Genomic DNA, 25,809 nt, shown 5'->3' on the forward strand with positions numbered 1-25,809 from the left:
GACATCTTGGTGCAATCCTTATGTGGCACTTCTGCAACAGTCTTAACGAAACCTTACTCCGCGAATGCGGAATTAACTCAAACTGAAGGTTTTCGCCCCGCAGGCCGCCCTAATCGGCTAAGTTTGACCCGAGTTGAACGCAGCTTCGCGCAAGGCAATCGGGCTTTGTAAAAGACGACCAAAAAAATGTCGTATTTACAGATACTTAATTGACCCTGCGTGTGAAATGAACAGATCAAGCCTGATCCACATCGACGGATCGCCGCTTGAAAGGGTGGACATCGCATATGGAACATGGTGTCAACGACATCGACGCGCTGGTCAGGGAAGAGAAGCGCCTGACCGCCGTGGAAAGCCACAGCGAAGCCTGGGCGGAAGGTCTCTCCGCCGGCATAGAGCCCGAGATTATTGCCGAGGCAGCGCTCGAGACGGCGTTCGGCGAGATGTTGCGTGCCAATGGCGAGACCTCGGCCCTTGCCCTGCTCGACCGTATGCGTGAAAAGGTGATTGCTGGCGCCTTCGAACCTGAACGGCTGCGGCACTGAACCGACATCCGGTTCTTTGACGGCAGAATGCCGCTCGGGCGTCATGCCCGGAAGCAGGGAGAAACGGGCAGTGAGTTTTTCGATGTCAGGCAAGCCGGTTGGCTTGGTCCTCTACATCTGCTTCGCCGCTGGCTGTGCCGCGATCCCCCTGGTTCTCGTCAGCAGCCCCGCTTATGCGCTGAGTGAGATCAAGCGCGAAGAGCTCCCCGCACCCGTCGCGCCGCCGGCGGACGACGACATGTCGCCGCCGGGAAGCACCGTGCCAATGCCCGACCCCCTCGGAACGCCGCCTCCAACCAGCAAGCCGGCCGGCTCTGACGAAGCCGAGCCGGACAGCCCGCCAAGCGGTGGCGGCGTGACCAGGCCGCGCGTCGATCCGGAAACGCCGGTGCCCGAGGTCGTCTACGATCTTAGCAAGCTGCCGGAACCGGTGCGGCGCATGCACGACCTGATCGTCGAAGCCTGCAAAGGCGGCGACATCGAAAAGCTGCGGCCTTTGATCGGCACGGGCGACAACACCACACAATTGTCGCTGACCGATATAGACGGCGACGCCATCGCATTCCTCAAGGGTCTCTCCGGCGACCCGGACGGCCAGGAGATCCTGGCCATCCTGGAAGAGGTGCTGAGCGCCGGCTACGTCCACCTCGATGCCGGCAAGCCGGAAGAGCTCTATGTGTGGCCGTATTTCTTCGCGCTGCCGCTGGACAAGCTCGACGCCAAGCAGAGGGTCGAACTGTTCAAGATCGTCACCGCCGGCGATTTCGACGACATGAAGCAGTTCGGCGCCTACATCTTCTACCGCGTCGGCATCACGCCCACCGGGCAGTGGACATTCTTCGTCGCCGGCGATTGAGCCTTTTTGGACCCGCCTTGCGGGATGTAGGCGCTTAGCGAGGCAATGCCTCGGAAAACTCCACCGCCCTGCCCTGGCCCGGCGTGACGATCTCGCCTTCCCACATGATGCGGCGGCCGCGAATGACGGTGCCGACCGCCCAGCCGGTCACTTGCTTGCCGTCATAAGGCGTCCAGCCGGCTTTCGAGCCGGCCTGCGCATTGGTGACGATTTCCTGCCGTTTCATATCGACAATGGTGAAATCGGCGTCGTAGCCGGCGGCGATGCGGCCTTTTCTCGCCATGCCGAAGATGCGCTGCGGACCGTGGCTGGACAGGTCGACAAAGCGCTGCAACGTCAGCCGGCCGGCGTTGACATGGTCGAGCATGATCGGCACGAGCGTCTGCACACCGGTCATCCCCGACGGCGAGGCCGGATAGGGTTTGGCTTTCTCGGCCAGCGTGTGCGGCGCGTGGTCGGAGCCGAGCACATCGACGATGCCTTGCGCAATGCCATGCCAGACGCCATCGCGGTGTCTGATGTCGCGCACCGGCGGATTCATCTGGATCAGCGTGCCGAGCCGGGCGTAATCGTAAGCCGACAGGGTCAGGTGATGCGGCGTCGCCTCGCAGGTCGCGACATCCTTGTGCTGTTGGAGGAACAGGATCTCCTCGGCCGTCGAGATGTGCAGGACATGGATGCGGGCGCGAACAGTGCGGGCGATGCGTACCAGCCGCTCGGTGCAGCGCAAGGCGGCGATCTCATCGCGCCAGATCGGGTGCGATGACGGGTCGCCTTCGATGCGTTCGCCCTGACGCTCGCGCAGCCGGAATTCGTCCTCGGAGTGAAAGGCGGCGCGGCGGCGCGTGTTCCTCAGGATCGAGGCGACGCCTTCATCGTCCTCGACCAGAAGGTCGCCGGTGGACGAACCCATGAAAACCTTGATCCCGGCCGCACCCGGCAGCCGCTCGAGTTCACCGACGTCTTTCGCATTCTCGCGGGTGCCACCAACCCAGAAGGCAAAATCGCAGTGCATGCGACCGCCGCCGCGGCGGACCTTGTCGGCAAGCGCTGCCTCGCTGGTGGTCAGCGGATTGGTGTTGGGCATCTCGAACACGGCGGTGACGCCGCCCAGCACCGCCGCCCGCGAGCCCGTCTCCAGATCTTCCTTGTGCTCAAGCCCGGGCTCGCGGAAATGCACCTGGCTGTCGACGACACCCGGCAGGATATGCAGGCCGCGGCAGTCGATCGTCTCGCCAGCCGAGGCCTGGCCGAGATCGCCGATGGCAGCGATGCGGCCGTCCTTCACACCGACGTCGCGAGCCCCTTCGCCGTCATGGTTGACCACAGTGCCGCCTGTCAGGATGAGGTCGTAGGTCATGGCCATGCTCTCTTGCGGGGGGAGTGCCAGCGGCTTACGTAAAGGCCGACCGTTTTGCAAGATCAGGCTGCTTTCGCCAATGCCCTTTGCCCAGCTCAAAGACCGCGCACTCATCTCCGTCTCGGGCCCCGATGCCGAGCATTTCTTGCAGAACATCCTGACCACCGATCTCGACGTATTGGCACAGGGCCAAGCAAAACCGGGCGCGCTGCTTTCGCCGCAAGGCAAGATCCTGTTCGATTTCCTGATCTCGCGTGCCGGCGACAATGCATTCAGGCTCGAATGCCGTGCCGACATTTCAGATGATTTCGTACGCCGGCTGACACTCTACAAGCTGCGCGCCAAGGTCGAGATTGCCAAGGCCGATCAAGCGCTTGTCACCGTCGCATGGGGAGATGAGTCAACCATCTCACAATCTGATTCAACGGCGGCCGACGCGCGCTTTGCAAACGGCGCCGTCACGCGTTCCTATGGCCAAGCGGATGAGCGGAGCGACCTTGCCGCATGGCAGGCCTCCCGCATCGCCAGCGGCATTGCCGAAAGCGGCAGCGACTACCAACTTGGAGACGCCTTCCCGCACGACGTGCTGCTGGACGAAACCGGCGGTGTCGGTTTCAAGAAGGGGTGCTATGTCGGCCAGGAGGTTGTCTCGCGGATGCAGCATCGCGGCACGGCCAGGCGGCGCGTGCTGATCGTCCAGGCTGCACTTCCCCTGCCCGTCGCGGGAACCGAACTGACCGTCGAGGGGCGGCCGGTCGGCACGCTTGGCTCGAACGCCGGCACGACCGGGCTCGCCATTGCCCGCATCGACAGGGTCAAGGCGGCGCTCGACGCCGGCCAGCCGATCATGGCGGGCGACGTGCCGGTTACCGTGGCCATCCCCGCCTGGGCGAAGTTCAGCTTTCCGCAGGAAGCCGTCAGCGCGGAGGAGGCCTGATGGCGGCTGATCGCGTCGGCGCGCCGCCGCGCGCCTGGCAGCGCATGCTATCCGGCCGCCGGCTCGACCTGCTCGACCCCTCGCCGCTCGACATCGAGATTTCGGACATTGCGCATGGGCTCGCCCGCGTTGCCCGCTGGAACGGCCAGACCAGAGGTGAGCACGCCTTTTCGGTCGCCCAGCACTCGCTGCTGGTGGAGGCGCTGTTTTGCGACCTCGTGCCTGCGCCTTCGGCCGACGCCCGGCTGGCGGCGCTGCTGCACGACGCCCCCGAATATGTCATCGGCGACATGATCTCGCCGTTCAAATCGGTGATGGGCGGCAGCTACAAGGACTGTGAATTGCGATTGCAGCGTGCCATCCATCTGCGCTTCTCGCTGCCGCCGGAACCAGCCGCGACGCTGCGCAAGGAGATCAAGCGCGCCGACCAGATCGCCGCCTATTTCGAAGCGACGCTGCTTGCCGGCTTTTCGACCGCCGAGGCGACCGAGTTCTTCGGCCGTCCGCGCGGCTTCAATGCCGATCGCTTCGATTTCACGCCACGCTCGGTCACCTCAGCGCAAAATGCGTTCCTGAAGCGCTTTTCGGCAATCGAGAAGTCGCGTCACCAGGTTCCGGCACCCGTGATTGGCTAAAAAACGCTAAATTAACCGGCGGCGACCACACTAGCCAGTTCGATCACGATCCGCAGGCGCTCCTTATGCCCGTCGCTGATGCCAAGGATGGTTCGGCCGTCCCGGAACCGGGGGCCGAAGGCATGGATCGGCCGCGCTCCATTGAAGACGAATTGCGCGAACAGAACGAACGCTTTTCGGCTGCGGTCGAGAACATGTCGCACGGGCTGTGCATGTTCGACGCCGACGAGCGCATGATTATTTGCAACGTCAACTACATCAACATCTTCTGCCTCGACCCCAAGGTGATGCGGCCCGGCATCCGGTTCCTCGACATCCTGCGCCACAGCGTCGACATCGGTATCGCCTCGCAAAGCGCCGAAGAACTCTACGCCATCCGCAAGCCCTATATCGACCAGGCGAAAGCCTCGACCTACGAGGAGACGCTGTCGGACGGTCGTATCATCAACATTTCGCATCGCCCGCTGGCTTCGGGCGGCTGGGTCTCCATCTACGAGGACATCACCGAACAGCGACGCGCAGAGCGGGATCTCAAGGAGCAGCATCGCCGCTTCGACGCAGCACTTGCCAACATGTCGCAAGGCCTGCTGATGTATGACGCCGACGGCAGGCTGATCGTGCGCAACCAACGCATTCTGGAGCTCTATGGTGTCAGCGAGGCAGACCTTCCGTTGGGCATGGGTCTGCGCGAACTCCTTGAGCGGCTTGTACGCCTGGGTGTCTATCCGCCCATCGATATCGATGGCGAGGTCCTCAAAACTGAAGCCCGCCTGCAGGTCGGCCAGACGCGATCGACCCCCCGTCAGCTTGCCGACGGACGAACGCTGATGATCGCGCGTCGGCCGATGAGTGGTGGCGGCTGGGTCGCCACATTCGACGACGTCACCGAAAGCAGGCTGGTCGAAGAGCGCATGACCCATCTTGCGCATCACGACACGCTGACCGGACTGCCCAACCGCTCGATGCTTCGCGAACGGCTCGACCAGGCGCTGGAGGATGCGACTTCACCGCTGGCGATCTTCTCTCTCGATCTCGACCGCTTCAAGGCGATCAACGACACCATGGGGCATCCGGCCGGCGACTGGCTGCTGAAAAGCGTGGCCGAGAGGTTGCGGCGTTGCCTGCGCGACGAAACAGACATCGTCGCCCGTTTCGGCGGTGACGAGTTCGTCATCATCCAGTCTAACTTCAAAGACCTTGTCGATGCGGAAAAACTGGCGAAACGTATCGTCGAGACTATCGCACAACCGTTTCGCGACAAGAGCCGGGAGATGCATGTCGGCATCAGCCTTGGCATCGCCGTTTTCCCCAACGACGGCAGGGATGCCGATACGCTGCTGAAGAACGCCGACACGGCGCTGTACCGGGCGAAGAGCGAAGGACGCAACCTGTACCGATTCTTCGAGCCAGCAATGGACGCCACGGTGCAGGCGCGCCGGGCGCTTGAGGTCGACCTTGAGACAGCGCTGCCGCGCCACGAATTCGATCTCGATTTCCAGCCCATCATGAACATAGGATCCGGCGGGATCGTCGGCGCGGAAGCCTTGATGCGCTGGCATTCGCCGACACGCGGCACAGTGGCGCCGGACAACTTCATTCCGGTCGCCGAAGAAACCGGGCTGATCGTGCCGCTTGGCGAGTGGGCATTGAGGAAAGCCTGCGTGGCGGCGGCAAGTTGGCCTTCCCTGCGCATTGCGGTCAATGTCTCGGCCGTGCAGCTCAAAAGCGGCGGCTTTCCCCGCAGCGTCATCTCGGCGCTGGCCTTCTCCGGCGTCCCGGCCAGCCGGCTGGAACTGGAAATCACCGAAACCGTGCTGATGGACGAAAGCGAGACCGTGCTGAAGACGTTGCGTCAATTGCGCGGGCTGGGCATCCGCATTGCGCTCGACGATTTCGGCACCGGCTATTCCTCGCTCGGCTATCTCCGGCGTTTTCCCGTCGACAAGATCAAGATCGACCGTTCGTTCATTCGCGACATCGGCAACCGCGACACAGCGGCGATCGTTCGCACCGTCATCGGGCTGGGCGCCGAGCTCGGCATCACGGTCACCGCCGAGGGTGTCGAGACCGAGATGCAGTTCGACTTTCTGCGCGCCAATGGCTGTGTCGAAGCGCAGGGCTATCTAATCGGCGTGCCGTCAAAGGCGGCGGATATTCAGCGCCTGCTGAAATCGCGCGCGTTGCACAGCCAGACCGGCTGAGGTCGGCGCAGCATCAGCGCAATGTCTCGATGTATTTTTGGTGGAAGCTGACATAGCCCGGTTCGACCACCTTCAGATGCCGCTCGATCAGCGCATGAAACTGCGGCAATTGATGAAACGGCACTCCGGGATAGGCATGATGCTCGGCATGGAACGGCATGTTCCACGTCAGCTTGCGCACCAGCCAGTTGGTCAGCGTGGTCCTGGTATTCTCCAGCATGTTGGCGACGAACGGACAGCGGCCGTGCTCGGCCAGGAGATAGAGGCGCAGAAATGGCTGCCCGAGCAAGGCCGGCACAATCCAGACATAGAGAAGCACCGTGAGCCGGAAATAGACGGCCAGCAGGATGACCACGGCATAGATGGCAAACATGGCCCGCGCCTCGATGCGCACCTTGGCGTAGCCTTTTGGCGGCACATAGCCTTCGCCGCCGCGACCCATCGCATTGCCACAAAGCGTCTTGAGGTGCCCCCACCACACGGGGATGCCGGAGACATGGACGAGGTATTGCCGCCATGTCTCCGGTTTGGGGAAAGCCAGTTCCGGATCATTGTCCGGGTCCTGGGTGTATCGATGGTGGGCGAAATGGAAATAGCGGAACCAGTCCGCCGGCAGCGCGATCGCCAGGCTGCATACCCGCGCCACGGCATCGTTCAGCCACTGCGTTTCGAAGGCCGTGCGATGCACCGTCTCGTGCAGCAGCGTGAACAGGAAGACGATCAAGATGCCTTGCGGCAGCATCAGCAGCGGCCAGAACGGGACCCTGGCGGCGATCAGCGATCCGATGATGACGATCGCACCCCAATGAGCGCCAAGCTGGACAAGGCCCGCGACGTCCGATTTGGCGGTCAGGCGATTGCGCTCTTCCTGCGTCAGGGATGCAATTACGTCGCGATGGTCCACTGGCGTCATCCGGGGTTCGAAAATGTCGACGCTCATCCTATTCAACAAGAAAGCTTTCTAAAAACGAGGAATTATGCAATTTAGATAAGGTTACCTTATCTATCGGGCAGCATGATCGCTTTTCCATCCTTGCGCGGGCTCCAGGCTTTTGAAGCGGCGGCGCGTTCCGGCAGCTTTGCCGCGGCCGCCCAGGAGCTGTCCATCTCGGCTGCCGCGGTCAGCCAGCTGATCCGGACCATCGAAGACCAGATGGGCCGCAAGCTGTTCAACCGGGTCAACCGCCGCGTCGTCCTCACCGACGCCGGCAGGGAAATACTGCCTCGGCTGACAACGGCATTCGGTGAGATCGGCAGCGTGTCACGCGAACTGGGCGGCGCCGAGTCCCGCTCCCGGCTCGTCGTATCGGTCCCGCCATCCATGGCGATGGGGTGGCTGTCATCGCGCCTGGCGGGCTTCGTCGCGGCCCACGGCGCTGTCGACATATCGCTCAGAGGCGAAGACGATCCGGTATCGTTCGACCGCGACCTGATCGATATCCGCCTTTCCTATGGCCGTTCGCACTATCGCGACCAGGCAACGGAGGACATCGCCACGGATGCCGTCTATCCGGTTTGCGCCCCTGATCTCGTCGCGACGAACAGATCTCTGGACGCCACCGCCCTCACCGGCCTGCCGCTGATCCACACCGACTGGGGACCGACGGGCGCGTCGTTCCCGTCCTGGCGCAACTGGTTCGAGGCGATGGGCATCGAGCCTGGCCGGGCAGCGCAACGCGGCCTTTCGGCCAATTCGTCGCGGGCCGCACTCGATCTTGCCATTTCCGGCCTTGGCGTGGCGCTGGCGCAAGGGGTCTATTGCGCCGAGGCGCTGGAAGGCGGCCGGCTGGTCAGGCCGCTGACCCAGGCGCTGGAGCTGCGCCAGCCCTATTGCCTGACAATCCCGGAGCGCAGCGCCAGACGCGAGGTGGTGGCGGCATTTCGCCAGTGGTTGATCGAGGAATGCGTACGGACGGTCAAATCGCCGGCGCTGATCGAGAGCCGTTGACGGCTCCCCCTCAGAGGTGCCCGCTCAATGCCGCAACCATGTCCTTGTTCGTCGCCACGGGGACGATCTCGAACTCCACCAAATCCGCCCATTCGATGACCCAGCGCTGCAGCAGCGTGACGTCATCGGCCTCCACCAGCAGGAAGCAGCGGCTCATATCCGCCGCGATCCAGCTATGGTGCACGAGAAGCTCGTCCGGCTTCAGGCGACCACGGTCGTGGAAGCGGCGGTAGATCTCCTTGCGATCGCAGCCGGTAAAATCCTCGATCACGATGAACAGCATCTTTTCCCCTCGGTGATTACCGGCCTGGCCGGTCCAGCCGCTCCAGGAACCACTGCGTCAGCCGCACCCAGACCTCGTCCTTTTCGCCGGAATCCTCCCAGCCATGGTCGAGGTTCGGATTGTCGTTGACCTCGATGACGAAGACGCCATCCTTTGTTTCCTTGAGGTCGACGCCATAGAGCCCGTCACCGATGCAACGCGCCGCCTTCACCGCCGTCTCGACGACATGCGCCGGGGTTTCCTTCAGCGTGAAGGTCTTGATGCCGCCCTGGTCGGGCTTGCCGTTGGCCTTGTGGTTGACGATCTGCCAGTGCTTCTTGGCCATCAGATAGTGGACGGCAAACAGTGGCTGGCCGCCGAGCACGCCGACACGCCAGTCATATTCGGTCGGAATGAATTTCTGCGCGATCAGAAGGTCGGAATCCTCAAGCCATTCCGTGGCCAGCGTCTTCAACTCCTCGAAGTCAGCGCATTTCTTGACGCCGCGCGAGAACGACGAATCGGGGATCTTCAACACCAGCGGAAAGCCGAGCGTCTGCGCCGCCAGTTCGAGATCCGAGCTGCCGGCGATCATCACGGTCGGCGGCACCGGCACCTTGTTGTAGGCCATCAGCTCGTTGAGATAGACCTTGTTGGTGCAGCGGATCATCGAAAGTGGATCGTCGATCACCGGCATACCTTCCTGCTGGGCACGGCGGGCGAAACGATAGGTGTGATTGGAGATCGAGGTGGTCTCGCGGATGAACAGCGCGTCGTAGTTGGCGAGCTTGGCGAGGTCCCGCTTGGTGATCGGCTCGATTTCGACGCCCATCTTTTCGGCGATCTTGGCCCAGTAGCGCAGCGACGAGATCTCCGACGGCGGCAATTCCTCATGCGGATCGACCAGCGTGGCGAAGGTGTAGCGCGCCGGCGTGCGGCCCTTGGTGTCGCGCCACTCGCGGCTGGTGTAGGTCTCCAGGCACTGGATGAAGGTTGTTTCTTCGTCCTCGGTCATCCGCGCCAGCGGATGGAAGCCGATCTTGCGGATCGAGGCCCACTCGGCGCTGTCCTTGATGTGGACTTCGAGCGCCGGTGCGCGGAACCAGTCGAACAACAGCTTGGCGAAACGGTCCCAGATTTTCGAGGGGCCGATGCCGAAGAAAATGCAGACCTTGGTTGGAAAGGCGCCGCCGAGATCCTTGCGGCACTTGTTGAGTGCCAGTTCCAGTTCCGGCAACGCATGTTCGTAGAGCTTGCGCTCCGACAGGTCGATCATCGTCTCGACGGTCGGAATGACCTTGTGGCCACGTGAGCCCGCCAGCAGCGAGGCGTAATAGCCGCGGCTCTGGTAGCCGTAATTGTTCGACAGGTTGATGACCTTCGGCCGCTGGCCGCGAAACAGCGACGGATGCGCAAGATAGTCACGGTTGGTGATGATCTTGTGCGGTGTCGCCACCTGGTCGAGATCGCTCTGCCGGCCGGTAAGGATGACCCAGGTCATTGTCTGTCGCGCTTTCCCAGAGTGATGGCGGCACGCAGTCCGTCGCGGCCGAACTGCGCCATGTTCATGAAGATGCCGTAGGGCACAGGAATGTTGGCGGCATCAAGTATGGTCTCCTGTCTTTCGTCCTCGACCCAGGGATCGTGGATCAGGATATGGTCGCCGTCATCGCCGATCGCCAGCACCCAGTGCGGCACCTTCTTGCCGAACATAAGGAAACCGCTGATCAGCACCAGCACCAGTTTTCCCTCCGCGATCGCGGCGCGAATGTCGTCGATGGTGAATGGACGGTAATTCACCGGGATGCCGTAGAGTTCCGCGCGGCGGCGAAAGTCGACCTGGGCCAGTTCCATCACCCGGCGCTTGTCCTCGCTGCGCACCGACTGCAGAAACAGCGCGCCGTAGAACGAAACATAGATCTCCGCCGCAAGCCCGCTTTCGTAGCCCGAGACAGCCAGGCCGAACGGTTCGCAGCCACCGGGTCCCGACATCATGAAGACCGTCGTCGCCTCGCGCCACAGTCGGATTTCCATGACCGGATCCGGCACGAAGCCGCGATCGAAATTGGCCATCGCCATCATCAGGCAGCATGGGCCGCAGGTGAATTCACAGGTCTGCTGGTAGAACGGCACCTTGGTGGCGATCGGAATGTCGCCGCGCAAGGTCTTTTCATAGCGAAGCGCTGTCTCGCCGTCCTCGTAGTAGCCGGATTCGCGGCCGATCTTGCGATAGCCGGCGTGCTCATAGATGCGGATGGCCCGGCTGTTGTCTTCGCGCACCTCGAGACGCAGCATCATGCGGCCGTGCTCGAAGGCGGCGTCTTCCGCTGATCCGAGCAGCATGCGGCCAACACCCAGCCCACCGAAGAAGGGACCAGTGGCGATCGAGTAGAGGCGTGCCACGCCGCTACCCTTGCGAAACAGCACGATTGCATAGCCGGCCACGCGGCCATCGACTTCAGCGACCAGCGTCTCGGCGGTTTCGCGCTCGATGAACAGGCGGAAGGAGCGGCGGGAAATGCGGTCGCTTTGGAAAACAGCTTTCTCGATGGCGGCGAGATCATCGACGTCAGACGCGCGGGCCGTGCGGATCTCGGCAGGCATGCGGCTTGAGAAAACCTCGATTGGTGGTGGGAAATGTCCTACTCGAAAACGCTCAAGACATCAGCGGAAATACGGATGGCCATAAAGCGCTATCGCTCCTCGAATAGGGCCGAATTGTGACAGATTCGGCAGCAGCCTGGCGATGCAAAACGCTTTGAACAGGATCACTATTCATGGATTGGCGTCGCCATCAAAGCGGCGCCTTTTCAACTGGCCAAGCCAGCCATAAGCTGGCCATAGGCGCTCTTTGCCACGACGGCCAATTGCTCGCGCGGCAGCGAACCAACGACGGCACAGCCATAGCCCTTGTCCAGCCAGTAGACGGCTTGGGGACCGTCTTGCGCCGATGCATAGGTGCCCTTGGCATTCTGCGACGATTGCGCCGTGACGAACAGAGATATGCGCTCGCCCTTGTCGTCCTCGTAGAGCAGCATCGCGGCCTTGCTTTCTCCGGCCGGCAGCAACCGGCCACCGACCAGTTGGAAGCCGTTGGCGGTCAGGTCCGGCGCCACCAGCTTCAGCCCGACCCGGTTGGACAGCCAGGTCTGCAGATGATCCTTGTCGCTTGCCGGCACCTCGACCGCATGCCGCTTTTCGGCGGCGAAGACGACGTGGGCCGCGATCGCCTGTTCGGCCAGTTGATCCTCGGCCGGATTCTCCTGTCCGACGCGGTCGATGCCGGCAAGGTAGCCGCCAAGCCCGCCGGCGACCACAAGCACGGCCGCCGCGGCGGCAAGCCACCAGCGCGAGCGTGACACCGCAGCCTTGACCGGCGTCTCGCCGAACACGACCTTGCGCAACCGCACGGGGACGGCTTCGTCCAGCACGCCGGCGAAGGCGGCGCGCAATGCCGTCCGATCGGCGGTGAAACGGGCGCTCCTGGCCTTCATCTCGGGATTGGCGTCGAGCCAGGCATCATAGGCGGCGCGCTCGTCAGCTGGCAGCTCGCCATCGATCGCCATGTGGATGTCACGTTCGGAGAAGTCGCGGCGGATCATTTCTCGACGATCCTTATTGCGCGACGGCGCGCCGTGTCGTCCAGCAGCCCGCGCAATTCCTCACGCCCGCGCGCGATGCGCGACATCAGCGTGCCTGCAGGGACGCCCAGAATGTTGGCGGCTTCGGCATAGGAAAACCCTTCGATGGCGACCATGACAAGAGCTGCACGGCGGTCGGGGCTGATCGCCTGCAATGCGTCGATGATCTCGCGCGAAGCGATGCTCTCCATTTGCTCGGCCGGCTGGGCCACCGCCTCGCCGGCTTCCAGCGGAAGCATCGTCGCCTCGCCGCGACGGTTCACCTTGCGCATCTGGTCGATGAACAAATGATGCATGATCGTAAACAGCCACCTCCTGGGGCTTTCTCCCGTCTGCCAGTTGTCGAGCCGGACAAGCGCCCGCTCGAGGCAATCCTGAACGAGATCGTCGGCAGCATCGCGGTCGCGCAAAAGCGAGCGTGCGTAGCGGCGCAGTCGCGGTATTTCGCCAAGGATTGCTGCCTTCTTTTCGTGCATGACCGCTGGTTCTGGGTCGCCCTTGTTGATCCGATATTGAACGCGCCTTCTCGGCGCGGCGCAAGCGGCCAGCGCGAAGCGGTCCGCCGCCCCGGTCACCCAAGCAATGAGATAACGAGATGACCGGCCGTTTTATTCCCACCGATCAGGGGAGAAGCCGAATTATCCTAAATCCGTTAGCAAGAAATCGTTACCCTTGTAGAGCAGCGGAACATTGAGGGTCTTCGCACAAGCATAAGCGAAACAGTCACCGAAATTCAGATCGGCTTGATGCCCAATGGCCTTGCCATAGCTAGCGCTGGCATTGATGGCGTGGAAACCGATCTCTTCACCGATCACCACATTTTCTCCGCCAATTTCCAAAGTGAATTGATCGACCAGATCACGAGCCTTGAGGAGGGCCTCAGCCGTCGGTTTGCGGGAGCCGGAGGCTGCGCGCGCCAGCGCCTGTGTCGCTTCAAAACGCACCAATGGAGAAACGTAGAACGGGCCGGAAAAACCGGAAAGCCGCTTGATCAATTCCTCCCAACCCGGTTCCCGGTTGAGAATGGCGACGATCACCGACGCATCGACAAACATCAGTCTTCCCACATCTCGTCGGTGAACTTCTTCATGTCGAAGTCGGGATTTGGCAGCCCTATCTTGGTCGCCTCCGCCTGCAGCCTCGCGAGCCGGTCGAGCAGCGGCACCTTGGCGCGATTGCGCTCGAGTTCGTGCACAAGTGCGGTCCTAACCGCCTCCGTCTTGCTCGGAGCGTTCGTCTCGCGCTGCAATTTGGCGGCCAGCGCATCCACTTCGTCGTCACGGATATAGAGCGGCATCTGAATATCTCCTAATCGATATGCAGATATTCCATCTTGCATATTCTATCAAGGATGCATCTTCATGTTCCTTTTGCCGCCCGCGTCAAGAGCCGCTGGTAGAACAGGCCGATGCCGATGAGCACGGCGCCAAGGCCGATGAAGGACAACGCCCGCAACACGCCTTCCAGCTCCGACATGTCAAAGACAAAGACCTTTAGCACGGCTACCGAGATCAGGACGGCCGAGGCAATGCGCAGCACCTGCGATTTCAGCCAGACGCCGGCGGTGAGCAGGACCACACCGATGACCAGCCAGAGTGCCGAGTAGGTGTAGGTTTCCAGCTGGCCGAGACCGCTCCACAGGCCAATGAACTCGCCCTTGAACAGACGCCTCACCGACAGGGTGGCATAGGCGAAGGCAAGCACGGCCGCCACCAGCGCCAGCATCTGCGCATACCATTTCGGTCGCTTGTCCCTGGCATAGAGCGCCAGTCCGCCGGCAGCGATTGCCGGCAGGAGATAGGCGAGGAACAACAGGTTGAAGACCGGGATCTGGCCTGTCGATTCGTCGGTGAACAGCGGATTCAGCACCACGAAATGCCGGACAACGATGAAAGCCACCGAAACCACGCCCGCCGCCATCGAGCCATAGCGCAGCACCGAGCTTGGCGAGCGCATGTCGATGGCGACCAGGATGGCGCCGGCGCCGATGGCGATCAGCGTGTAGATCGCCTGCTCGGCGAGCGTCATCGCACCCGTGTCGATGACACCGCCATGCATGGCATGGCGGACCAGCATGGCGAGCGCGAGCAGCGCAAACAGTGCCGCCGCCGCTTCCATGGCGAGGCGTGGACGGCCGCTGGTGGTGCGGGCAAGCTGCCAGGCGGCGAAACCGAAGGCGAGCGCCGGCACGCCGTAGCCCGGCAGCAGCCAGTTGAACACAGGTGTCGTCGACAGGAACTCCGCGCCGACAATGGTCGGATCGAAGGCGACGCGGCCGAGCACGGCAATCACCGCGCCAACCGAAATCCAGCCGAGCACCGGATAGGAGCGCCAGCGCGTCGCCAGCGCCGGCACGATCGCCGCCGCGCCGAGCAGGATGGTGGTCCAGCCGGAATTGAACGCCATATGCAGCATCAGGAGGCCGGCGACGGCCGCACCACCCAGGGCAAACGACACCGCCACGCCGCCCTTGAGAGGCGGCTCTTCGCTGCGTGCGATCCACTCGCTGCCGGCCGCGAAAGCCGTGACCAGCAGTGCCGCGACGGCGGCGTAGACAAGGTCGCGGTCGAGATTGCCGAAGGTGGACCAGAGCGCCAGCAGGATGATCAGCGGGACGATGACGCCCCACGCCGCCCATGAGGCCGCGCGGATCTGTGTCGCGGCGGCAAACCTGCGGGCGGCCCAGAAGCCGGCGCCGATGAAGACCAGGCCAAGCGCGATGCCGATGCGCAATGTCAGCGCGTTTGACGTGGCCACGGGCAGGCCATCGACGCCCAGAGCACCGGCCGAAAAGTCGGAGGCGATCGAGGTCGGCGGGATGATGCCGAGATAGATCATCACCGTCACTAGTCCTGCGGCATAGAGGAGCGGCAGCGCCAGTGGGCGATAAAGCGCGACGGCCACCATGGCGGCGATCAGCACGGCGCCCGGCAAGGCATCGCCGGCGGCGGCGAAGACCGGGTCGACTGACAGGCCGAGCGCCGAGAATGCGACGAACAGGCCAGGTACGATGGACGGCCAGTCGAAAGGCTTGGCTGGTCCGGCCTCGTCAGCACGGCGGCCGAGCCAGACAAACGCAAGTACGGCCAGCGTGACGGCGTCGATGAACAGGATGGTGGAGAGGTTCGCGCCCGGTGCATCGGTCATGTAGAGGATGGTCCAGGCACCGGTGCCGAAAAAGGCCGCCGCCATCAGCAACGTCCAGTCGCGCATGCGGGCGATGACGCCGGTGGCGGCAAGCACGATTGCGAGATAGCCGAACAGGGCCCACGGATTGGGTGCCTGCGAGGCGACCAGCATGGGCGTCACCATGGCGCCGACGAGGCCAATGCCGGCCAGCGCCTGGCCATGGACCAGGGCTGCGGCGATGGTCGCCACGCCGATGGCGCCGAGCAGCGTGAAGGCGAGCGCCGGGCCGATGAAGCCGTAAATGCCATGTGCGGCATAGACGGTGCCGAACAGGATGAAGGCACCGGCCGCCGTCAGGATCGCTGGAATATAGGCGCCGGCAGCGCCTTGCACCGGCACCTTGAAGCCGGTGCGGCGGATGAATTCGCCGCCGGCGACCAGCGCCAGGCCGAGAACCGCGGCCATGGTCAGCCGCACGCCGGGACCGAAAATGCCAGCCTCGATGGTGTAGCGGATCAGGAACAGGCCACCCAGCGCCAGGGCGATGCCGCCAACCCAGACCGCCCAGCGGGTGCCGAGTGCCGTTTCGACATCTGACTGGCGGGCGGCTTTCGCTGCCACGGCCGGCGCCGCAGGTTCCGCTGCCGTCGGCGCCGCGTCACTTGGAGCCCATGGCCCGGGAACGGCCTCGCCGGTCGGGATTTCTGCCTCCGTCACCGGAGCCTGCACGGCGACCGCTTCGCTCACCGCCGGTAAGACGATATCGGCCGCTGCCGCAACGGCCGGAGCCACATCGGCGGGCGGCGCGCTGTCGGCCGCTGCCTGCTCGGACGGCTTGGCCGCATGCGGCACGGCGCCCGAAAGGACAAAGCTGCGCAGCGCGCCAAGCTCGCGCTCGATCAGGCCGATGCGGCTCTGCTGGCGCGAAATGATCACGAACAAGGCAATGATGGCGACAAGGCCGATCAGGCTTTCAAACATGGCGGTTCCCCCAAACCAGGCCAGTTTTCACTGACGTTCAGTCTCACTGACATTCAAATGCGGCGGCCAAACGGCCTGAAAGTCAACGCGCCGCCAGATTGGCCGCAGGAAAGATCGAGCATGTTTCGGTGCCAAAAGCCAGCAGCTTGCCGCTGGCGTCCTTCAGCGTCGCTTCCGACACCGCGAGCGTACGACCCTTGTGGATAACCTTGCCCTCGCAGACCACCTCGCCGGTCTTCGGTGTGATGGGTCGCGTCAAATTCACCTTGAACTCCGCGGTCGTGGAGGCCTCACCCTTTTCGAGCAGCGTCTGCACGGCACAACCCAATGCCGAATCGAGCAGCGTCGCGGCCCAGCCGCCATGCACGCTGCCGAGCGGGTTGAGGTGGCGCTCGTTGGGCACGCCACGGAACACCGCACGGCCTTCCGACACTTCGGTCAGCGCGAAGTTGAGCTGGAAGGAGATCGGCGGCGCCGGATACTTGCCGTCGATGATACGCTGCAGCAGGTCCAGGCCGGTGTATTCCAGGATGTCGGCATGCGGAATCGTGCCGAGGCCGAGCAGTGAGACCCAGCCCGGATACAATTCGACCTCGCTCATGCTGCGTTCTCTCCGGCAATGGTCTTGCTGCGCGCGTGGTGTTTGCGCAGTGCGGCAAGGAAGCCGGCGCGGGCGTCGGGCGGCTCGATGCCGCGGGGCTCATAGACGTGGCGGGTGAAGAAGAAGCCGGTCAGCCGGAAAGCGTCGTCGACCGCTGCCGGATCGCCGCGCTGGCCTGAGCCGCGCTGCAGGAAGGCCGGCAACGCCAGCATCTTGTCGCGCCAGGGCAAGCCTGCTTCACGAGACACGGCGCGTCCGGATTTCGGCGAAACATAGGCCAGGTCCTGCCGCGTGCCGGTGGCGGCGCATTGGCTGAGGTCGAGGCCAAAGCCGAGTTCGTCCAGCACCAGAAGCTCGAAGCGCGCCACCAGTTCGCCGGCAGCGTCGGCATCGTCGAGATGGACGATCATCACGGCAAGCGTTTCGTAGAGACCTTCATGAGCGTCGCGCTCGGGCAACAGGCGCAGATGCGCGGCCATGGTCTGCAACCCGTAGACGGCCACGGCGCTGTCCATCAGCCGGGCGGCGTTCATCTCGATCGCCTCGGCCTGGAACGTGCCGAGATGCTCGTCAAGCCGCGCCCGCCACAACAGGTCGACGCGATTGCCGGGCTGGAGGACGGGCTGCTGCTTGCGCGAACGGCCGCCACGCACGAGACCGAGATGACGACCATGCGCACGTGTCATCACCTCGAGAATGGCGCTGGTTTCGCCATGCTTGCGGGTGCCGAGAATGATTCCCTCGTCGCGCCATTCCATTTCCAGAGCTTTTCACCGGTTGGATGGCGAAATCAAGGTATGGCGTTTGGCTCAACCGACAGATCGTTACAGCACAGTGCACAAAAAAACGCCCGCAGCGATAACGCTGCGGGCGGCTGGTGAGATCAATCGATCCGCTAGAACGAGCGCTGGAAGCGGAGAATGCCGCCGACGCTGCTCTTCTTGTTCGCTTTGGTCCAGTTGCTGAAGTCGGCGTCGTCGAACTTTCCAGCATTGAGGTAATCAACTTCGGCCGTGACCGTAAAGCCGGGCACAACGGTGTAAGCAACGTTGGCGGCGACGCCGAGGTTCTTCCAGTCGTCATAGGAGATCTGGGCGTTGAACGCGGTCTTGTCGTTGAACTTGTAGGTGCCGCCGCCCCAGACTGCCCAATTGCCGCCCCACTGCTTGTAGAAGCCGCGACCTTTGGCATCGATGGCGTTGGTCGGATCGTTGAGGTTGTCGTCGGTGCCATAACCGCCGATGATGAACAGCGACAGTTCCTTGGTGACATTCACGTCCAAACGAACCTTGCCGGCCACTTCCTCGTAATTGCTGTCATAGGCAACGACGCCTGTGATCGCACCCCAGTCGCCCTTGTACTTCAAGCCGCCGACGACGTGCGGGACATAGCTGTCGATGGTGCCTTTGCCGGCGCCTTCTTCGAGAGAGACCAATCCCGTGAAGCCGTTGCCTGCGTCGAAGTAGTACTGAACGACGTTGCTCTCCTGCCCGCCATACGGAACCAGCGTGTCCTGGATGACGCTGCCGGCATAGCCGATGAACGTATCGAAGGCGGTATCGTCCTTGCCGACGCGCAGGCCGCCGAGCTGAATCCAGGCGAAACGCAGCGAGAGAGACTTGTTACGGCCTTGCCAGTCGTCCGCATTGGAGGCGGCCTGGTTAAGATAGTCGCCGCTGCTGTTGCCGTAGTTGAAGCGGGTCTCGGTGTAGGTCTTGAGGGTACCGAGCTCGGTCTCCTGACCGGTCCAGGTCTTCAGCGTGAAGCGGGTGTTCTTATAGTAGGTCGAGTGCGTGTCACCGGCGCTCTGGTGGTCCGGAACGTGGTTGACGCCATCGAACGAGCCGGCATCGCCGACGCCGATGTCATAACGGACATAGCCGCCGATGCGCAGGCAGGTTTCGGTGCCCGGGATGTAGAAATAGCCGGCGCCGTAGACGTCGCAGATCTTGACGTATTCGGCCGGTTCCGGTTCGGCGACGACGACAGCGTCAGCCGCGCGCGCGCCGCTGACCGCGATCATTGCCGCGGCTGAGCCGAGAAGGAGGCTCTTGATGTTCATTTTCTGACTCTCCAGTCATAGTTTTAAATGGCTTCGGATTTGTGGCTGGCGGCAATGTTTTCCCGCCTCACCCCCACAATGAAAAATGCGCGCACCGCTCGCCTTTTTCCGCGGCGAACATACCCATCGACCTTCTGCCTTCAATGACGATTCCGGAAATAATCCCGATTCCACCAACAGATTAATTCCGTGTTGCACAAATAACACTTACCGTATTTGGAGTTGGCACAATTGGAACAACGTCATATATTCAATATACATTCACATAATTTCGCGGCTAACTATTTTTTTGAGACATCAAATTTCTACAATTGCGCCCTGAACGCGAAATATGCGCCTGTTTTCGGCGAAAAACTGACTGGATATTTCTTTAACCTCCGACCATCCGATGACATCCGTCCGCCGATCGCGCTCTGGCGCTGCGCCGAAATGCAGGGCGACGCCTGCCCGGCCAGTTTTGCTTTTGCCGAGGCGATCGAACTCGCCGGAGCGCTGTTGTGTCGCTGATTGTGACGGCAGCCAACCGTTGAAGACGATTCCATGTGGTTGGTCACGCGCCATTCGAGGCGACTCGTCCTGTAGCGACAAGACAGCCGAGCGATGTCTGTCCGGCGGAAATATCGGAAATCTTTCAGAAAGCGCTCGGGATTTTTGGCCGCGCCGGCGTCAATAAGAACGGGTCGGCCAGCGCGGTCGGTACGGACCTGTCGAACAATTCGGCTGGTCCGTTTCCAGATGCACGTCGACCGATCGGGCAGCCCGGCGACCTCTCATGACCAACCTGCCCGCCGAGAGGATCCGACATGAATTCCGTCCCGAGCCTGGTGCGAAGGCACCAGCTGACCACCTTCTTTTCGCTTGCGCTTGGCCTGACCTGGCTGGCGTTCATCCCCTTCTGGCTGTCGAATGGCGACAGCATTCCCTGGTTCACCTTCGGTCCTATGGCCGCCGGCTTCATCGTCGCGGCCCTGTCCGGCGGCTGGGGTTCGGTCAAGGCCATCCTCGCCTCGATGGTGAAATGGCGGGTTCACCCGTTCTGGTACCTGGTGGCATTCGGCCTGCCCTTCGGAACACAGTTGATCTCGATCCTGATCAATCCGCTGTTTGGCGAGACGGCACCGGCCTGGAGCAATATTCCGGCCCTCTCCGAGATGCTGCCGATCATAGCGCTATACGCAGTCTTCAGCGGCCCGCTCGGGGAAGAGCCTGGCTGGCGCGGCTTTGCGACGCCACGCCTGCTCGCCAGCCATTCAGCACTGAGAGGCAGCCTGATCCTCGGCGTGATCTGGGCCATCTGGCACTTCCCGCTCGGCCTGGTCGGTGACCTCAGCCTCTACAGCACGATCAATGTCGTGCTGGCCGGAATTGTGTTCACCTGGCTCTATCAGAACACCGGGAGCGTGCTGCTTGCCTTCATTATGCACGTGACGCACCAGAACAGCGTGCGCTTCCTCGGCAAGGTCTTCACCGGCGGCGACTATGTGCAGCAGCAGTGGATCGGCGTGGCCATCTGGGCGATCATCGCCGTCGCCATCGTCGGCTATTACGGCACCGAGAGCTTCGTTCGCCGACCAAGGACGCAGCTTGCCGTGGCTGGCGCTGTCTAGGCGCGCAATGAGCGCGGTGTCCGAAGCCGGGCACCGCGCCTTTTTCGACGGCGCGGATGGGTATTGCTGGCGCTCGGGGAGCAGCGAAAGCCCCGCCAACAGGGCGACATCACGTCATCCGTGCATGGTCGACAAGCACTTCATCGATCCCCGGGATTAGCGCGGGAATTCGAGCCCCATCTCGCGATAGCGCTCGGGGTCGTCGCCCCAGTTCTCGCGCACCTTCACGAACAGGAACAGGTGCACCTTCTGTTCGAGGATGCCAGCGATCTCCATGCGCGCTGCCTGCCCAATGGCGCGGATGGTTTCGCCCTTGTGGCCGAGCACGATCTTCTTCTGGCTGTCGCGCTCGACATAGATTGTCTGGTCGATGCGCACCGAGCCGTCCGGCTTCTCTTCCCATTTCTCGGTTTCGATATGGGAGGAATAGGGCAGTTCCTGATGCAGCCTCAGATAAAGCTTTTCGCGGGTGATCTCGGCCGCCAGCTGGCGCATCGGCAAGTCCGAAATCTGATCTTCCGGATAATACCAGGGGCCGGCCGGCAGGGCTTCGGCCAGATAATCGAGCACGTCCTTGCAGCCGGAACCGGTCAGCGCCGAGACCATGAAGGTGCGCTTGAACGGCACTCTCTCATTCGCTGCCGCGGACAAAGCCAGCAGCGCCTCGTGCTTGACCCGATCGACCTTGTTGAGGATCAGCACCATCGGCTGGCGGACATCCTTCAGCCGCTCGAGGATGGCATCGGCATCACCCCTGATGCCGCGCTCGGCGTCAATCAAAAGCAGCACGATATCGGCATCCTTGGCGCCGCCCCAGGCGGTGGTCACCATTGCCGTGTCGAGCCGCCGCTTGGGTTTGAAGATGCCAGGCGTGTCGACGAAGACGATCTGCGCATTTTCGTGCGTGGCGATGCCGCGCACGATGGCCCGGGTCGTCTGCACCTTGTGGGTGACGATCGACACCTTGGCGCCGACCAGCTGGTTAACCAGTGTCGACTTGCCCGCATTGGGCGCGCCGATCAGTGCCACGAAGCCGGAGTGCGTGGCCGCGACCTCCGTTGCCGGAGAGGTGTCTTCGGTGGCGGTCATGCCGCGCTCCCTTCCTTAGAGGGCCGCGCGTCGATCTGGACGCGCAAAGGACGCTCTAAAACTTTGACTCTACGCATCGTGCTTTCCAAAAAACGGCTCCGATTTTTGGGCCGATGCGTTGGCCCAGACGCCTTCACGCAACAGAAATGCCGAAGCCGCCGCTTCTTCGGCAGCCCTGCGGGAGCCGCCGGTGCCGGTGGAAGGCGCAAAGCCGCTGACCTGCAAGGACACGGTGAAGACCGGCTGGTGGTCGGGCCCTTCGCGCTTTTCGATCACATATTCGGGGCGCGCATCGCTGGTCTTGGCGATCCATTCCTGCAGATCGGATTTCGGATTGAGTGGCTTTGCCACAACCGTGCGCGAGCGCGGCTCCCAGTAGCGCAGGACGAAGCGCCGCGCGGCGTCGATGCCACCGTCAACATAAACCGCCGCGATCAGGGCTTCGACCGCATCCGCCAGATAGTTTCCGCCCGAGCCACGCGACCGCGTCTTCAACGCAGCGTCGGCCCGAACCAGGTCCTCCAGTTGCATTTCGATGCCGATCTCGGAGCATGTTTTCGCATCCACCAGCGCATTGAAGCGTGGTGCGATTTCACCTTCAGGCGCGTCGGGAAATTTTTCGAAAAGCATATCGGCGACGATAAGCCCAAGCACGCGGTCGCCAAGGAATTCAAGACGCTGATTGTTGCTGGCCGCCTTGATCGCACTGGAGTGCGTCAAGGCGGTCTCGAGCAAGCGGAGATCCTTGAAGACATGGCCGGTCTTGGCCTTCACCAAACCGGCCAGTGTTTCCCCTGTCGGGCGCTTCAAAGCCATCAATTGACGAAGTGGAACAGGCGCGAAGCGCGCATCAGCGTCGGCCATTTCCAGATTTCGAGCGGGCTCGCCTTGCCGGCGATCGAGAAGAAAACAAGATTGGCGCGGCCAACCAGATTTTCAGCCGGGACGAAGCCGACGGTGAAGCGGCTGTCCGAGGAATTGTCACGGTTGTCGCCCATCATGAAATAGTGGCCAGGCGGCACGTTCCATTCGCGGGTGTTGTCACCGATCGAATTGGGCGAGATGTCCAGCGTGTCATAGCTGACGCCGTTGGGCAGCGTTTCCCGGTAGACGTCGATCGGCCGAGGCTCTTCGGTGATGTCGGGATTGTCGATCTGGCCGGTTTTCACACGCGGCACGCCGACGTCGTTGATGAACAGCTGACCGTCCTTGACCTGGATCTTGTCGCCCGGCAGGCCGACCACGCGCTTGATGTAGTCGACGGACGGATCAGGCGGGAACTTGAACACCACCACGTCGCCGCGCTTCGGCTCGGAGCCCCAGATGCGGCCCGAAAAGATATCGGGGCCGAAAGGCAGCGAGTAACGGGAATAGCCGTAGGACCATTTGGTGACGAACAGATAGTCGCCTTCCAGAAGCGTCGGGCGCATCGATCCCGATGGGATCGAAAAAGGCTGGAACAACAGCGTGCGGATGACCAGGGCGAGCAAAAGCGCCTGCACGATGACGCTGACGGTCTCGCCAAGGCCGCCGGATTTCTTCTCAGATTTATCAACCACGCTCATGTCGTCCTCGATTGTGCGTTGGATGGTATAGAGTCTCGGCGCGCGCTGGGCAACGTCGTGCCGGTCGTCAGATGCAATCAATGTGGCGCTTCTTCGACGGGCAACGCCTCGATGATCACAAAGGCTTGAGCGAGCGGGAAATCATCGGTGATGGTGAGGTGGATTGCCGCCCGATGGCCCTTGGGCAGGATTTTGTCCAGCCGCGCCCGTGCCCCTCCCGTCAGCGCCATGGTCGGCGCGCCGCTGGGCAGGTTGACGACACCCATGTCGCGCCAGAACACGCCCTGTGCCAGGCCGGTGCCCAACGCCTTGGCGCAGGCCTCCTTGGCCGCGAAGCGCTTGGCGTAGGATGCCGCACGCGCACGGCGGTTCTCGGAGCGGGCCTGCTCGAGATCGGTGTAGATTCTCTGGATGAAGCGCTGGCCGTGACGCTCCAGCGACTTTTCAATGCGTCTGATATCGATCAGGTCACTGCCGATGCCGATGATCATCGTGCGGCGGAACCGATGCTTCCGCCGGGATGAGTCGATTGCCCATGCCGCCTTGCGCGCTCGGCAAGGCGCTTGCGCCGTTGCTCACGGAAAGCGTTCATGCCCCAGCGTGTGATGCCATAGAACAAGAGACCGAACACCAGCCCGAGCGGGATCGCGCCGATCAGCATCGGCTCAAGCACGGGCTTCCACAATTGCGCGAAGGAAAGCTTGTGCAGCATCTCGCCCAGATGCGCCGGCGGACCATGAGCAGGCAGGCGGTCATGCAGGATCAACTTACCGGTTTCCCAGGAGGCGCCCCACAGCAGCGGAAAGGTCAGCGGGTTGCCGAAAAAAACCGCTGCAAGGGCCGCCGCCACCAGATTGCCGGCAATCACCCAGCACAGGATGGCGGCAATGGCGAAATGAAAACCCACGGGAAAGAACGAAGCGAAGACGCCGGCGGCGACACCGGCCGCCACGGCGTGCGGTGTGGCCTTCAGCCGCAGGATGCGCTTGGAGAAATACTGAAGCGAGCGCGAAAATGATCGGCGCGGCCACAAATAGGTACGCACCCGCTCGAGAAGGCCATCAGGCTTGCGGCGTCGAAAAAGCACTCTATACCCGTTTCACAGCTCCCGCGCCGGCACTTTCGGCCGGGCGTAACAGCACCATCTTGCGCTTGACGATCGCCCAATGGCAATCTCAACCTTGATGTAGCGACGCGCGGGCAGAAAAACAACCAAACCGCCTGTGCGGCGCGCGTTTGTTGCCGCCCTTTCGGGGCGGGCACTCCTCGCTTCGAACATTGGACAATCGCGCGAATTTAAGGAGCCGGCATTGCCGCATGGCCGAAAGGCGCGGCGGCGTCGGCGGCTACGGCAAATATTCGCTGACCTCGACCAGATTGCCGTCCGGGTCGCGGAAATAGACCGACATCATCGGACCACGAGCCCCGACGCGTTCGACCGGTCCAAGTTCCACCACCACGCCATTGGCGGCAAGCCGGGTGCTGACTTCGCCCAGCGGCCGGTCGGTGATCAGGCAGAAGTCGCCCGAGCCGGGCGTCGGCGCCTTCGCCTTCGGCTCGAAGGTGCGGCGGACCTCGTGCACATTGATCTTCTGGGTGCCGAAAGCCAGCGCTGTCGGCCGGCCTGGCGCATCTATGCGTTCAAAGCCCAGCACGCGCTGGTAAAAGGCACAGGTCACTTCCAGTGACGCCACCGTCAGTACGAAATGATCGATGCCTGCGATCATCTCCAATTTGTTTTCATGCATGTCGTTAACCCAAAACCGCTGCACACTTTTGGGCGACACGCATGGGTCAGATATTGCGGCTGCCCGGCTTGACCGCCGGTATGGCGGCCAGCTCCGGCGGCAGCCGGTCGGCCGGATAGGCCGGAACCTCATATTCGGCGAGCGCTATAAGCGGCACGCCGACATGGGTCTTGCCGGCCGAACGGTCAATGATGCAGGCGGCGGCAACCACTTCGGCGCCGAGCTCGCGCAGGCACTCGATGGTCTCGCGGATCGACAGGCCGGTGGTGACGATATCCTCAACGATGACGACGCGCGCGCCGCTGGCGATCTCGAAGCGGCGCAGGCGGAATTCGCCCCCTTCCCGCTCGACCCAGATCGCCGGCACGCCGAGATGGCGCGAGGTTTCGTAGGCCGGGATCAGCCCGCCGATCGCCGGACCGACGACGTAGTCGATCTTGCCCGGCACGCCAGCGCGGATCTTTTCGGCCAGCGCCTTGCACAGCCGCTCGGTCTTGTCGGCATGCATGAACACGCGTGCCTTCTGCAGGAAGACCGGGCTTCTCAAGCCCGATGTCAAAATGAAATGCCCTTCGAGAACAGCACCCGCCTCGCGGAAAATCCCCAGCACTTCATCGGTGTTCATTTCTGCCTGTCCCCACA

Annotated in this window: 28 protein-coding genes; 8 read left to right on the plus strand and 20 right to left on the minus strand. The window is 62.6% G+C overall.

Going from position 1 to position 25,809, the window contains the following annotated elements:
* The first annotated feature begins 287 nt into the window (after positions 1 to 287).
* Both HNQ71_RS03525 and HNQ71_RS03530 read left to right on the plus strand, forming a co-directional pair.
* Positions 288 to 545, plus strand: a complete 258-nt coding sequence (locus tag HNQ71_RS03525; RefSeq protein WP_008874920.1) for a hypothetical protein — start codon at positions 288 to 290, stop codon at positions 543 to 545.
* Positions 546 to 615: 70 nt separating this feature from the next.
* Positions 616 to 1,401, plus strand: a complete 786-nt coding sequence (locus HNQ71_RS03530; protein WP_184871197.1) for a hypothetical protein — start codon at positions 616 to 618, stop codon at positions 1,399 to 1,401.
* Positions 1,402 to 1,435: 34 nt separating this feature from the next.
* Here the strand turns inward: HNQ71_RS03530 and HNQ71_RS03535 are convergent, their stop codons facing one another.
* The gene (locus HNQ71_RS03535) at positions 1,436 to 2,767 is read right to left on the minus strand and encodes a dihydroorotase (protein ID WP_246461171.1); all 1,332 of its coding nucleotides are present in this window, start codon (positions 2,765 to 2,767) and stop codon (positions 1,436 to 1,438) included.
* Positions 2,768 to 2,840: 73 nt separating this feature from the next.
* On the opposite strand from HNQ71_RS03535, the gene ygfZ reads away from it, so the two are divergent.
* The 3 genes from ygfZ (at position 2,841) to HNQ71_RS03550 (ending at position 6,534) form a co-directional block, all read left to right on the plus strand.
* Positions 2,841 to 3,698, plus strand: coding sequence for a CAF17-like 4Fe-4S cluster assembly/insertion protein YgfZ (gene ygfZ / locus HNQ71_RS03540; protein ID WP_184871198.1), 858 nt, complete (start codon positions 2,841 to 2,843; stop codon positions 3,696 to 3,698).
* The gene (locus tag HNQ71_RS03545) at positions 3,698 to 4,333 is read left to right on the plus strand and encodes an HD domain-containing protein (protein WP_184871199.1); all 636 of its coding nucleotides are present in this window, start codon (positions 3,698 to 3,700) and stop codon (positions 4,331 to 4,333) included. The genes ygfZ and HNQ71_RS03545 overlap by 1 nt, the downstream gene beginning before the upstream one ends.
* 65 nt (positions 4,334 to 4,398) lie before the next feature.
* Positions 4,399 to 6,534 (plus strand): putative bifunctional diguanylate cyclase/phosphodiesterase, encoded by a 2,136-nt coding sequence (locus HNQ71_RS03550; protein ID WP_184871200.1) that lies wholly within the window; start codon positions 4,399 to 4,401, stop codon positions 6,532 to 6,534.
* Between the two features lie 13 nt (positions 6,535 to 6,547).
* Here the strand turns inward: HNQ71_RS03550 and HNQ71_RS03555 are convergent, their stop codons facing one another.
* On the minus strand, positions 6,548 to 7,438 hold the full coding sequence (locus HNQ71_RS03555; protein ID WP_184871201.1) for a fatty acid desaturase: 891 nt from the start codon (positions 7,436 to 7,438) through the stop codon (positions 6,548 to 6,550).
* Positions 7,439 to 7,549: 111 nt separating this feature from the next.
* Between HNQ71_RS03555 and HNQ71_RS03560 the strand changes: the two genes are divergently transcribed.
* Positions 7,550 to 8,482, plus strand: coding sequence for a LysR substrate-binding domain-containing protein (locus HNQ71_RS03560; protein WP_184871202.1), 933 nt, complete (start codon positions 7,550 to 7,552; stop codon positions 8,480 to 8,482).
* A gap of 10 nt (positions 8,483 to 8,492) precedes the next feature.
* Here HNQ71_RS03560 and HNQ71_RS03565 read toward each other — a convergent pair whose 3' ends face one another.
* From HNQ71_RS03565 to HNQ71_RS03615, 11 genes are all read right to left on the minus strand, one after another.
* The gene (locus HNQ71_RS03565) at positions 8,493 to 8,765 is read right to left on the minus strand and encodes a DUF3303 domain-containing protein (protein ID WP_184871203.1); all 273 of its coding nucleotides are present in this window, start codon (positions 8,763 to 8,765) and stop codon (positions 8,493 to 8,495) included.
* Between the two features lie 16 nt (positions 8,766 to 8,781).
* Positions 8,782 to 10,245 (minus strand): RimK family protein, encoded by a 1,464-nt coding sequence (locus HNQ71_RS03570; RefSeq protein WP_184871204.1) that lies wholly within the window; start codon positions 10,243 to 10,245, stop codon positions 8,782 to 8,784.
* Positions 10,242 to 11,348, minus strand: a complete 1,107-nt coding sequence (locus HNQ71_RS03575; RefSeq protein ID WP_184871205.1) for a peptidase C39 family protein — start codon at positions 11,346 to 11,348, stop codon at positions 10,242 to 10,244. The genes HNQ71_RS03570 and HNQ71_RS03575 overlap by 4 nt, the downstream gene beginning before the upstream one ends.
* Positions 11,349 to 11,554: 206 nt before the next feature.
* Positions 11,555 to 12,346: an anti-sigma factor family protein gene (locus HNQ71_RS03580; RefSeq protein WP_184871206.1), complete on the minus strand. Its 792-nt coding sequence runs from the start codon at positions 12,344 to 12,346 to the stop codon at positions 11,555 to 11,557.
* Positions 12,343 to 12,861 carry an RNA polymerase sigma factor gene (locus HNQ71_RS03585; protein WP_184871207.1) on the minus strand — a complete coding sequence of 173 codons (519 nt, stop codon included), beginning with the start codon at positions 12,859 to 12,861 and terminating at the stop codon, positions 12,343 to 12,345. The genes HNQ71_RS03580 and HNQ71_RS03585 overlap by 4 nt, the downstream gene beginning before the upstream one ends.
* A 162-nt stretch (positions 12,862 to 13,023) precedes the next feature.
* Positions 13,024 to 13,440 (minus strand): type II toxin-antitoxin system VapC family toxin, encoded by a 417-nt coding sequence (locus HNQ71_RS03590; protein ID WP_184871208.1) that lies wholly within the window; start codon positions 13,438 to 13,440, stop codon positions 13,024 to 13,026.
* A complete protein-coding gene (locus tag HNQ71_RS03595; protein ID WP_184871209.1) occupies positions 13,440 to 13,682 on the minus strand; it encodes a type II toxin-antitoxin system VapB family antitoxin in 243 nt (80 codons plus the stop codon). Before HNQ71_RS03595 ends, HNQ71_RS03590 begins: the two co-directional genes overlap by 1 nt.
* A gap of 62 nt (positions 13,683 to 13,744) precedes the next feature.
* Positions 13,745 to 16,495 (minus strand): DUF2339 domain-containing protein, encoded by a 2,751-nt coding sequence (locus tag HNQ71_RS03600; RefSeq protein ID WP_184871210.1) that lies wholly within the window; start codon positions 16,493 to 16,495, stop codon positions 13,745 to 13,747.
* Between the two features lie 82 nt (positions 16,496 to 16,577).
* Positions 16,578 to 17,096, minus strand: a complete 519-nt coding sequence (locus HNQ71_RS03605; RefSeq protein ID WP_184871211.1) for a PaaI family thioesterase — start codon at positions 17,094 to 17,096, stop codon at positions 16,578 to 16,580.
* A complete protein-coding gene (gene recO / locus HNQ71_RS03610; protein WP_184871212.1) occupies positions 17,093 to 17,854 on the minus strand; it encodes a DNA repair protein RecO in 762 nt (253 codons plus the stop codon). Before recO ends, HNQ71_RS03605 begins: the two co-directional genes overlap by 4 nt.
* 137 nt (positions 17,855 to 17,991) lie before the next feature.
* Positions 17,992 to 19,158, minus strand: coding sequence for a porin (locus HNQ71_RS03615; RefSeq protein WP_184871213.1), 1,167 nt, complete (start codon positions 19,156 to 19,158; stop codon positions 17,992 to 17,994).
* Between the two features lie 231 nt (positions 19,159 to 19,389).
* Here HNQ71_RS03615 and HNQ71_RS03620 point away from each other — a divergent pair, with 231 nt between their 5' ends.
* Positions 19,390 to 19,665: a hypothetical protein gene (locus HNQ71_RS03620; protein WP_184871214.1), complete on the plus strand. Its 276-nt coding sequence runs from the start codon at positions 19,390 to 19,392 to the stop codon at positions 19,663 to 19,665.
* Between the two features lie 296 nt (positions 19,666 to 19,961).
* On the plus strand, positions 19,962 to 20,765 hold the full coding sequence (locus HNQ71_RS03625) for a CPBP family intramembrane glutamic endopeptidase (protein WP_184871215.1): 804 nt from the start codon (positions 19,962 to 19,964) through the stop codon (positions 20,763 to 20,765).
* Positions 20,766 to 20,921: 156 nt separating this feature from the next.
* On the opposite strand, the gene era is transcribed toward HNQ71_RS03625, so the two are convergent.
* The 7 genes from era to pyrE form a co-directional block, all read right to left on the minus strand.
* Positions 20,922 to 21,854: a GTPase Era gene (gene era / locus HNQ71_RS03630; RefSeq protein ID WP_184871216.1), complete on the minus strand. Its 933-nt coding sequence runs from the start codon at positions 21,852 to 21,854 to the stop codon at positions 20,922 to 20,924.
* A 69-nt stretch (positions 21,855 to 21,923) separates the two neighbouring features.
* Positions 21,924 to 22,670 carry a ribonuclease III gene (gene rnc, locus HNQ71_RS03635; RefSeq protein ID WP_184871217.1) on the minus strand — a complete coding sequence of 249 codons (747 nt, stop codon included), beginning with the start codon at positions 22,668 to 22,670 and terminating at the stop codon, positions 21,924 to 21,926.
* Entirely contained in the window at positions 22,670 to 23,419 is a 750-nt protein-coding gene (gene lepB / locus HNQ71_RS03640; protein WP_095086791.1) for a signal peptidase I, read from the minus strand. Before lepB ends, rnc begins: the two co-directional genes overlap by 1 nt.
* Positions 23,420 to 23,496: 77 nt before the next feature.
* Entirely contained in the window at positions 23,497 to 23,910 is a 414-nt protein-coding gene (gene acpS / locus HNQ71_RS03645) for a holo-ACP synthase (RefSeq protein ID WP_184871218.1), read from the minus strand.
* A complete protein-coding gene (locus HNQ71_RS03650; RefSeq protein ID WP_184871219.1) occupies positions 23,907 to 24,506 on the minus strand; it encodes a DUF2062 domain-containing protein in 600 nt (199 codons plus the stop codon). Before HNQ71_RS03650 ends, acpS begins: the two co-directional genes overlap by 4 nt.
* Positions 24,507 to 24,765: 259 nt before the next feature.
* Positions 24,766 to 25,167: a VOC family protein gene (locus HNQ71_RS03655; protein WP_246461173.1), complete on the minus strand. Its 402-nt coding sequence runs from the start codon at positions 25,165 to 25,167 to the stop codon at positions 24,766 to 24,768.
* Between the two features lie 46 nt (positions 25,168 to 25,213).
* A complete protein-coding gene (gene pyrE, locus HNQ71_RS03660; RefSeq protein ID WP_095086590.1) occupies positions 25,214 to 25,792 on the minus strand; it encodes an orotate phosphoribosyltransferase in 579 nt (192 codons plus the stop codon).
* Between the last annotated feature and the right edge of the window lie 17 nt (positions 25,793 to 25,809).

It is taken from the genome of Mesorhizobium sangaii (assembly GCF_014207355.1).
GTDB classification, from domain to species: Bacteria; Pseudomonadota; Alphaproteobacteria; order Rhizobiales; family Rhizobiaceae; genus Mesorhizobium; species Mesorhizobium sangaii.

Coding starts and splice junctions, on each gene's coding strand:
- HNQ71_RS03560 (WP_184871202.1), top strand. CDS start 7,550: ATGATCGCTTTTCCATCCTTGCGCGGGCTCCAGGCTTTTGAAGCGGCG.
- HNQ71_RS03615 (WP_184871213.1), bottom strand. CDS start 19,158: ATGAACATCAAGAGCCTCCTTCTCGGCTCAGCCGCGGCAATGATCGCG.
- HNQ71_RS03570 (WP_184871204.1), bottom strand. CDS start 10,245: ATGACCTGGGTCATCCTTACCGGCCGGCAGAGCGATCTCGACCAGGTG.
- era (WP_184871216.1), bottom strand. CDS start 21,854: ATGACCGCCACCGAAGACACCTCTCCGGCAACGGAGGTCGCGGCCACG.
- lepB (WP_095086791.1), bottom strand. CDS start 23,419: ATGAGCGTGGTTGATAAATCTGAGAAGAAATCCGGCGGCCTTGGCGAG.
- HNQ71_RS03575 (WP_184871205.1), bottom strand. CDS start 11,348: ATGCCTGCCGAGATCCGCACGGCCCGCGCGTCTGACGTCGATGATCTC.
- HNQ71_RS03535 (WP_246461171.1), bottom strand. CDS start 2,767: ATGGCCATGACCTACGACCTCATCCTGACAGGCGGCACTGTGGTCAAC.
- ygfZ (WP_184871198.1), top strand. CDS start 2,841: ATGCCCTTTGCCCAGCTCAAAGACCGCGCACTCATCTCCGTCTCGGGC.
- HNQ71_RS03605 (WP_184871211.1), bottom strand. CDS start 17,096: ATGAGCGAGGTCGAATTGTATCCGGGCTGGGTCTCACTGCTCGGCCTC.
- rnc (WP_184871217.1), bottom strand. CDS start 22,670: ATGGCTTTGAAGCGCCCGACAGGGGAAACACTGGCCGGTTTGGTGAAG.
- recO (WP_184871212.1), bottom strand. CDS start 17,854: ATGGAATGGCGCGACGAGGGAATCATTCTCGGCACCCGCAAGCATGGC.
- HNQ71_RS03525 (WP_008874920.1), top strand. CDS start 288: ATGGAACATGGTGTCAACGACATCGACGCGCTGGTCAGGGAAGAGAAG.
- HNQ71_RS03550 (WP_184871200.1), top strand. CDS start 4,399: ATGCCCGTCGCTGATGCCAAGGATGGTTCGGCCGTCCCGGAACCGGGG.
- HNQ71_RS03580 (WP_184871206.1), bottom strand. CDS start 12,346: ATGATCCGCCGCGACTTCTCCGAACGTGACATCCACATGGCGATCGAT.
- HNQ71_RS03600 (WP_184871210.1), bottom strand. CDS start 16,495: ATGTTTGAAAGCCTGATCGGCCTTGTCGCCATCATTGCCTTGTTCGTG.
- HNQ71_RS03545 (WP_184871199.1), top strand. CDS start 3,698: ATGGCGGCTGATCGCGTCGGCGCGCCGCCGCGCGCCTGGCAGCGCATG.
- HNQ71_RS03585 (WP_184871207.1), bottom strand. CDS start 12,861: ATGCACGAAAAGAAGGCAGCAATCCTTGGCGAAATACCGCGACTGCGC.
- acpS (WP_184871218.1), bottom strand. CDS start 23,910: ATGATCATCGGCATCGGCAGTGACCTGATCGATATCAGACGCATTGAA.
- HNQ71_RS03595 (WP_184871209.1), bottom strand. CDS start 13,682: ATGCCGCTCTATATCCGTGACGACGAAGTGGATGCGCTGGCCGCCAAA.
- pyrE (WP_095086590.1), bottom strand. CDS start 25,792: ATGAACACCGATGAAGTGCTGGGGATTTTCCGCGAGGCGGGTGCTGTT.
- HNQ71_RS03590 (WP_184871208.1), bottom strand. CDS start 13,440: ATGTTTGTCGATGCGTCGGTGATCGTCGCCATTCTCAACCGGGAACCG.
- HNQ71_RS03565 (WP_184871203.1), bottom strand. CDS start 8,765: ATGCTGTTCATCGTGATCGAGGATTTTACCGGCTGCGATCGCAAGGAG.
- HNQ71_RS03625 (WP_184871215.1), top strand. CDS start 19,962: ATGAATTCCGTCCCGAGCCTGGTGCGAAGGCACCAGCTGACCACCTTC.
- HNQ71_RS03655 (WP_246461173.1), bottom strand. CDS start 25,167: ATGCATGAAAACAAATTGGAGATGATCGCAGGCATCGATCATTTCGTA.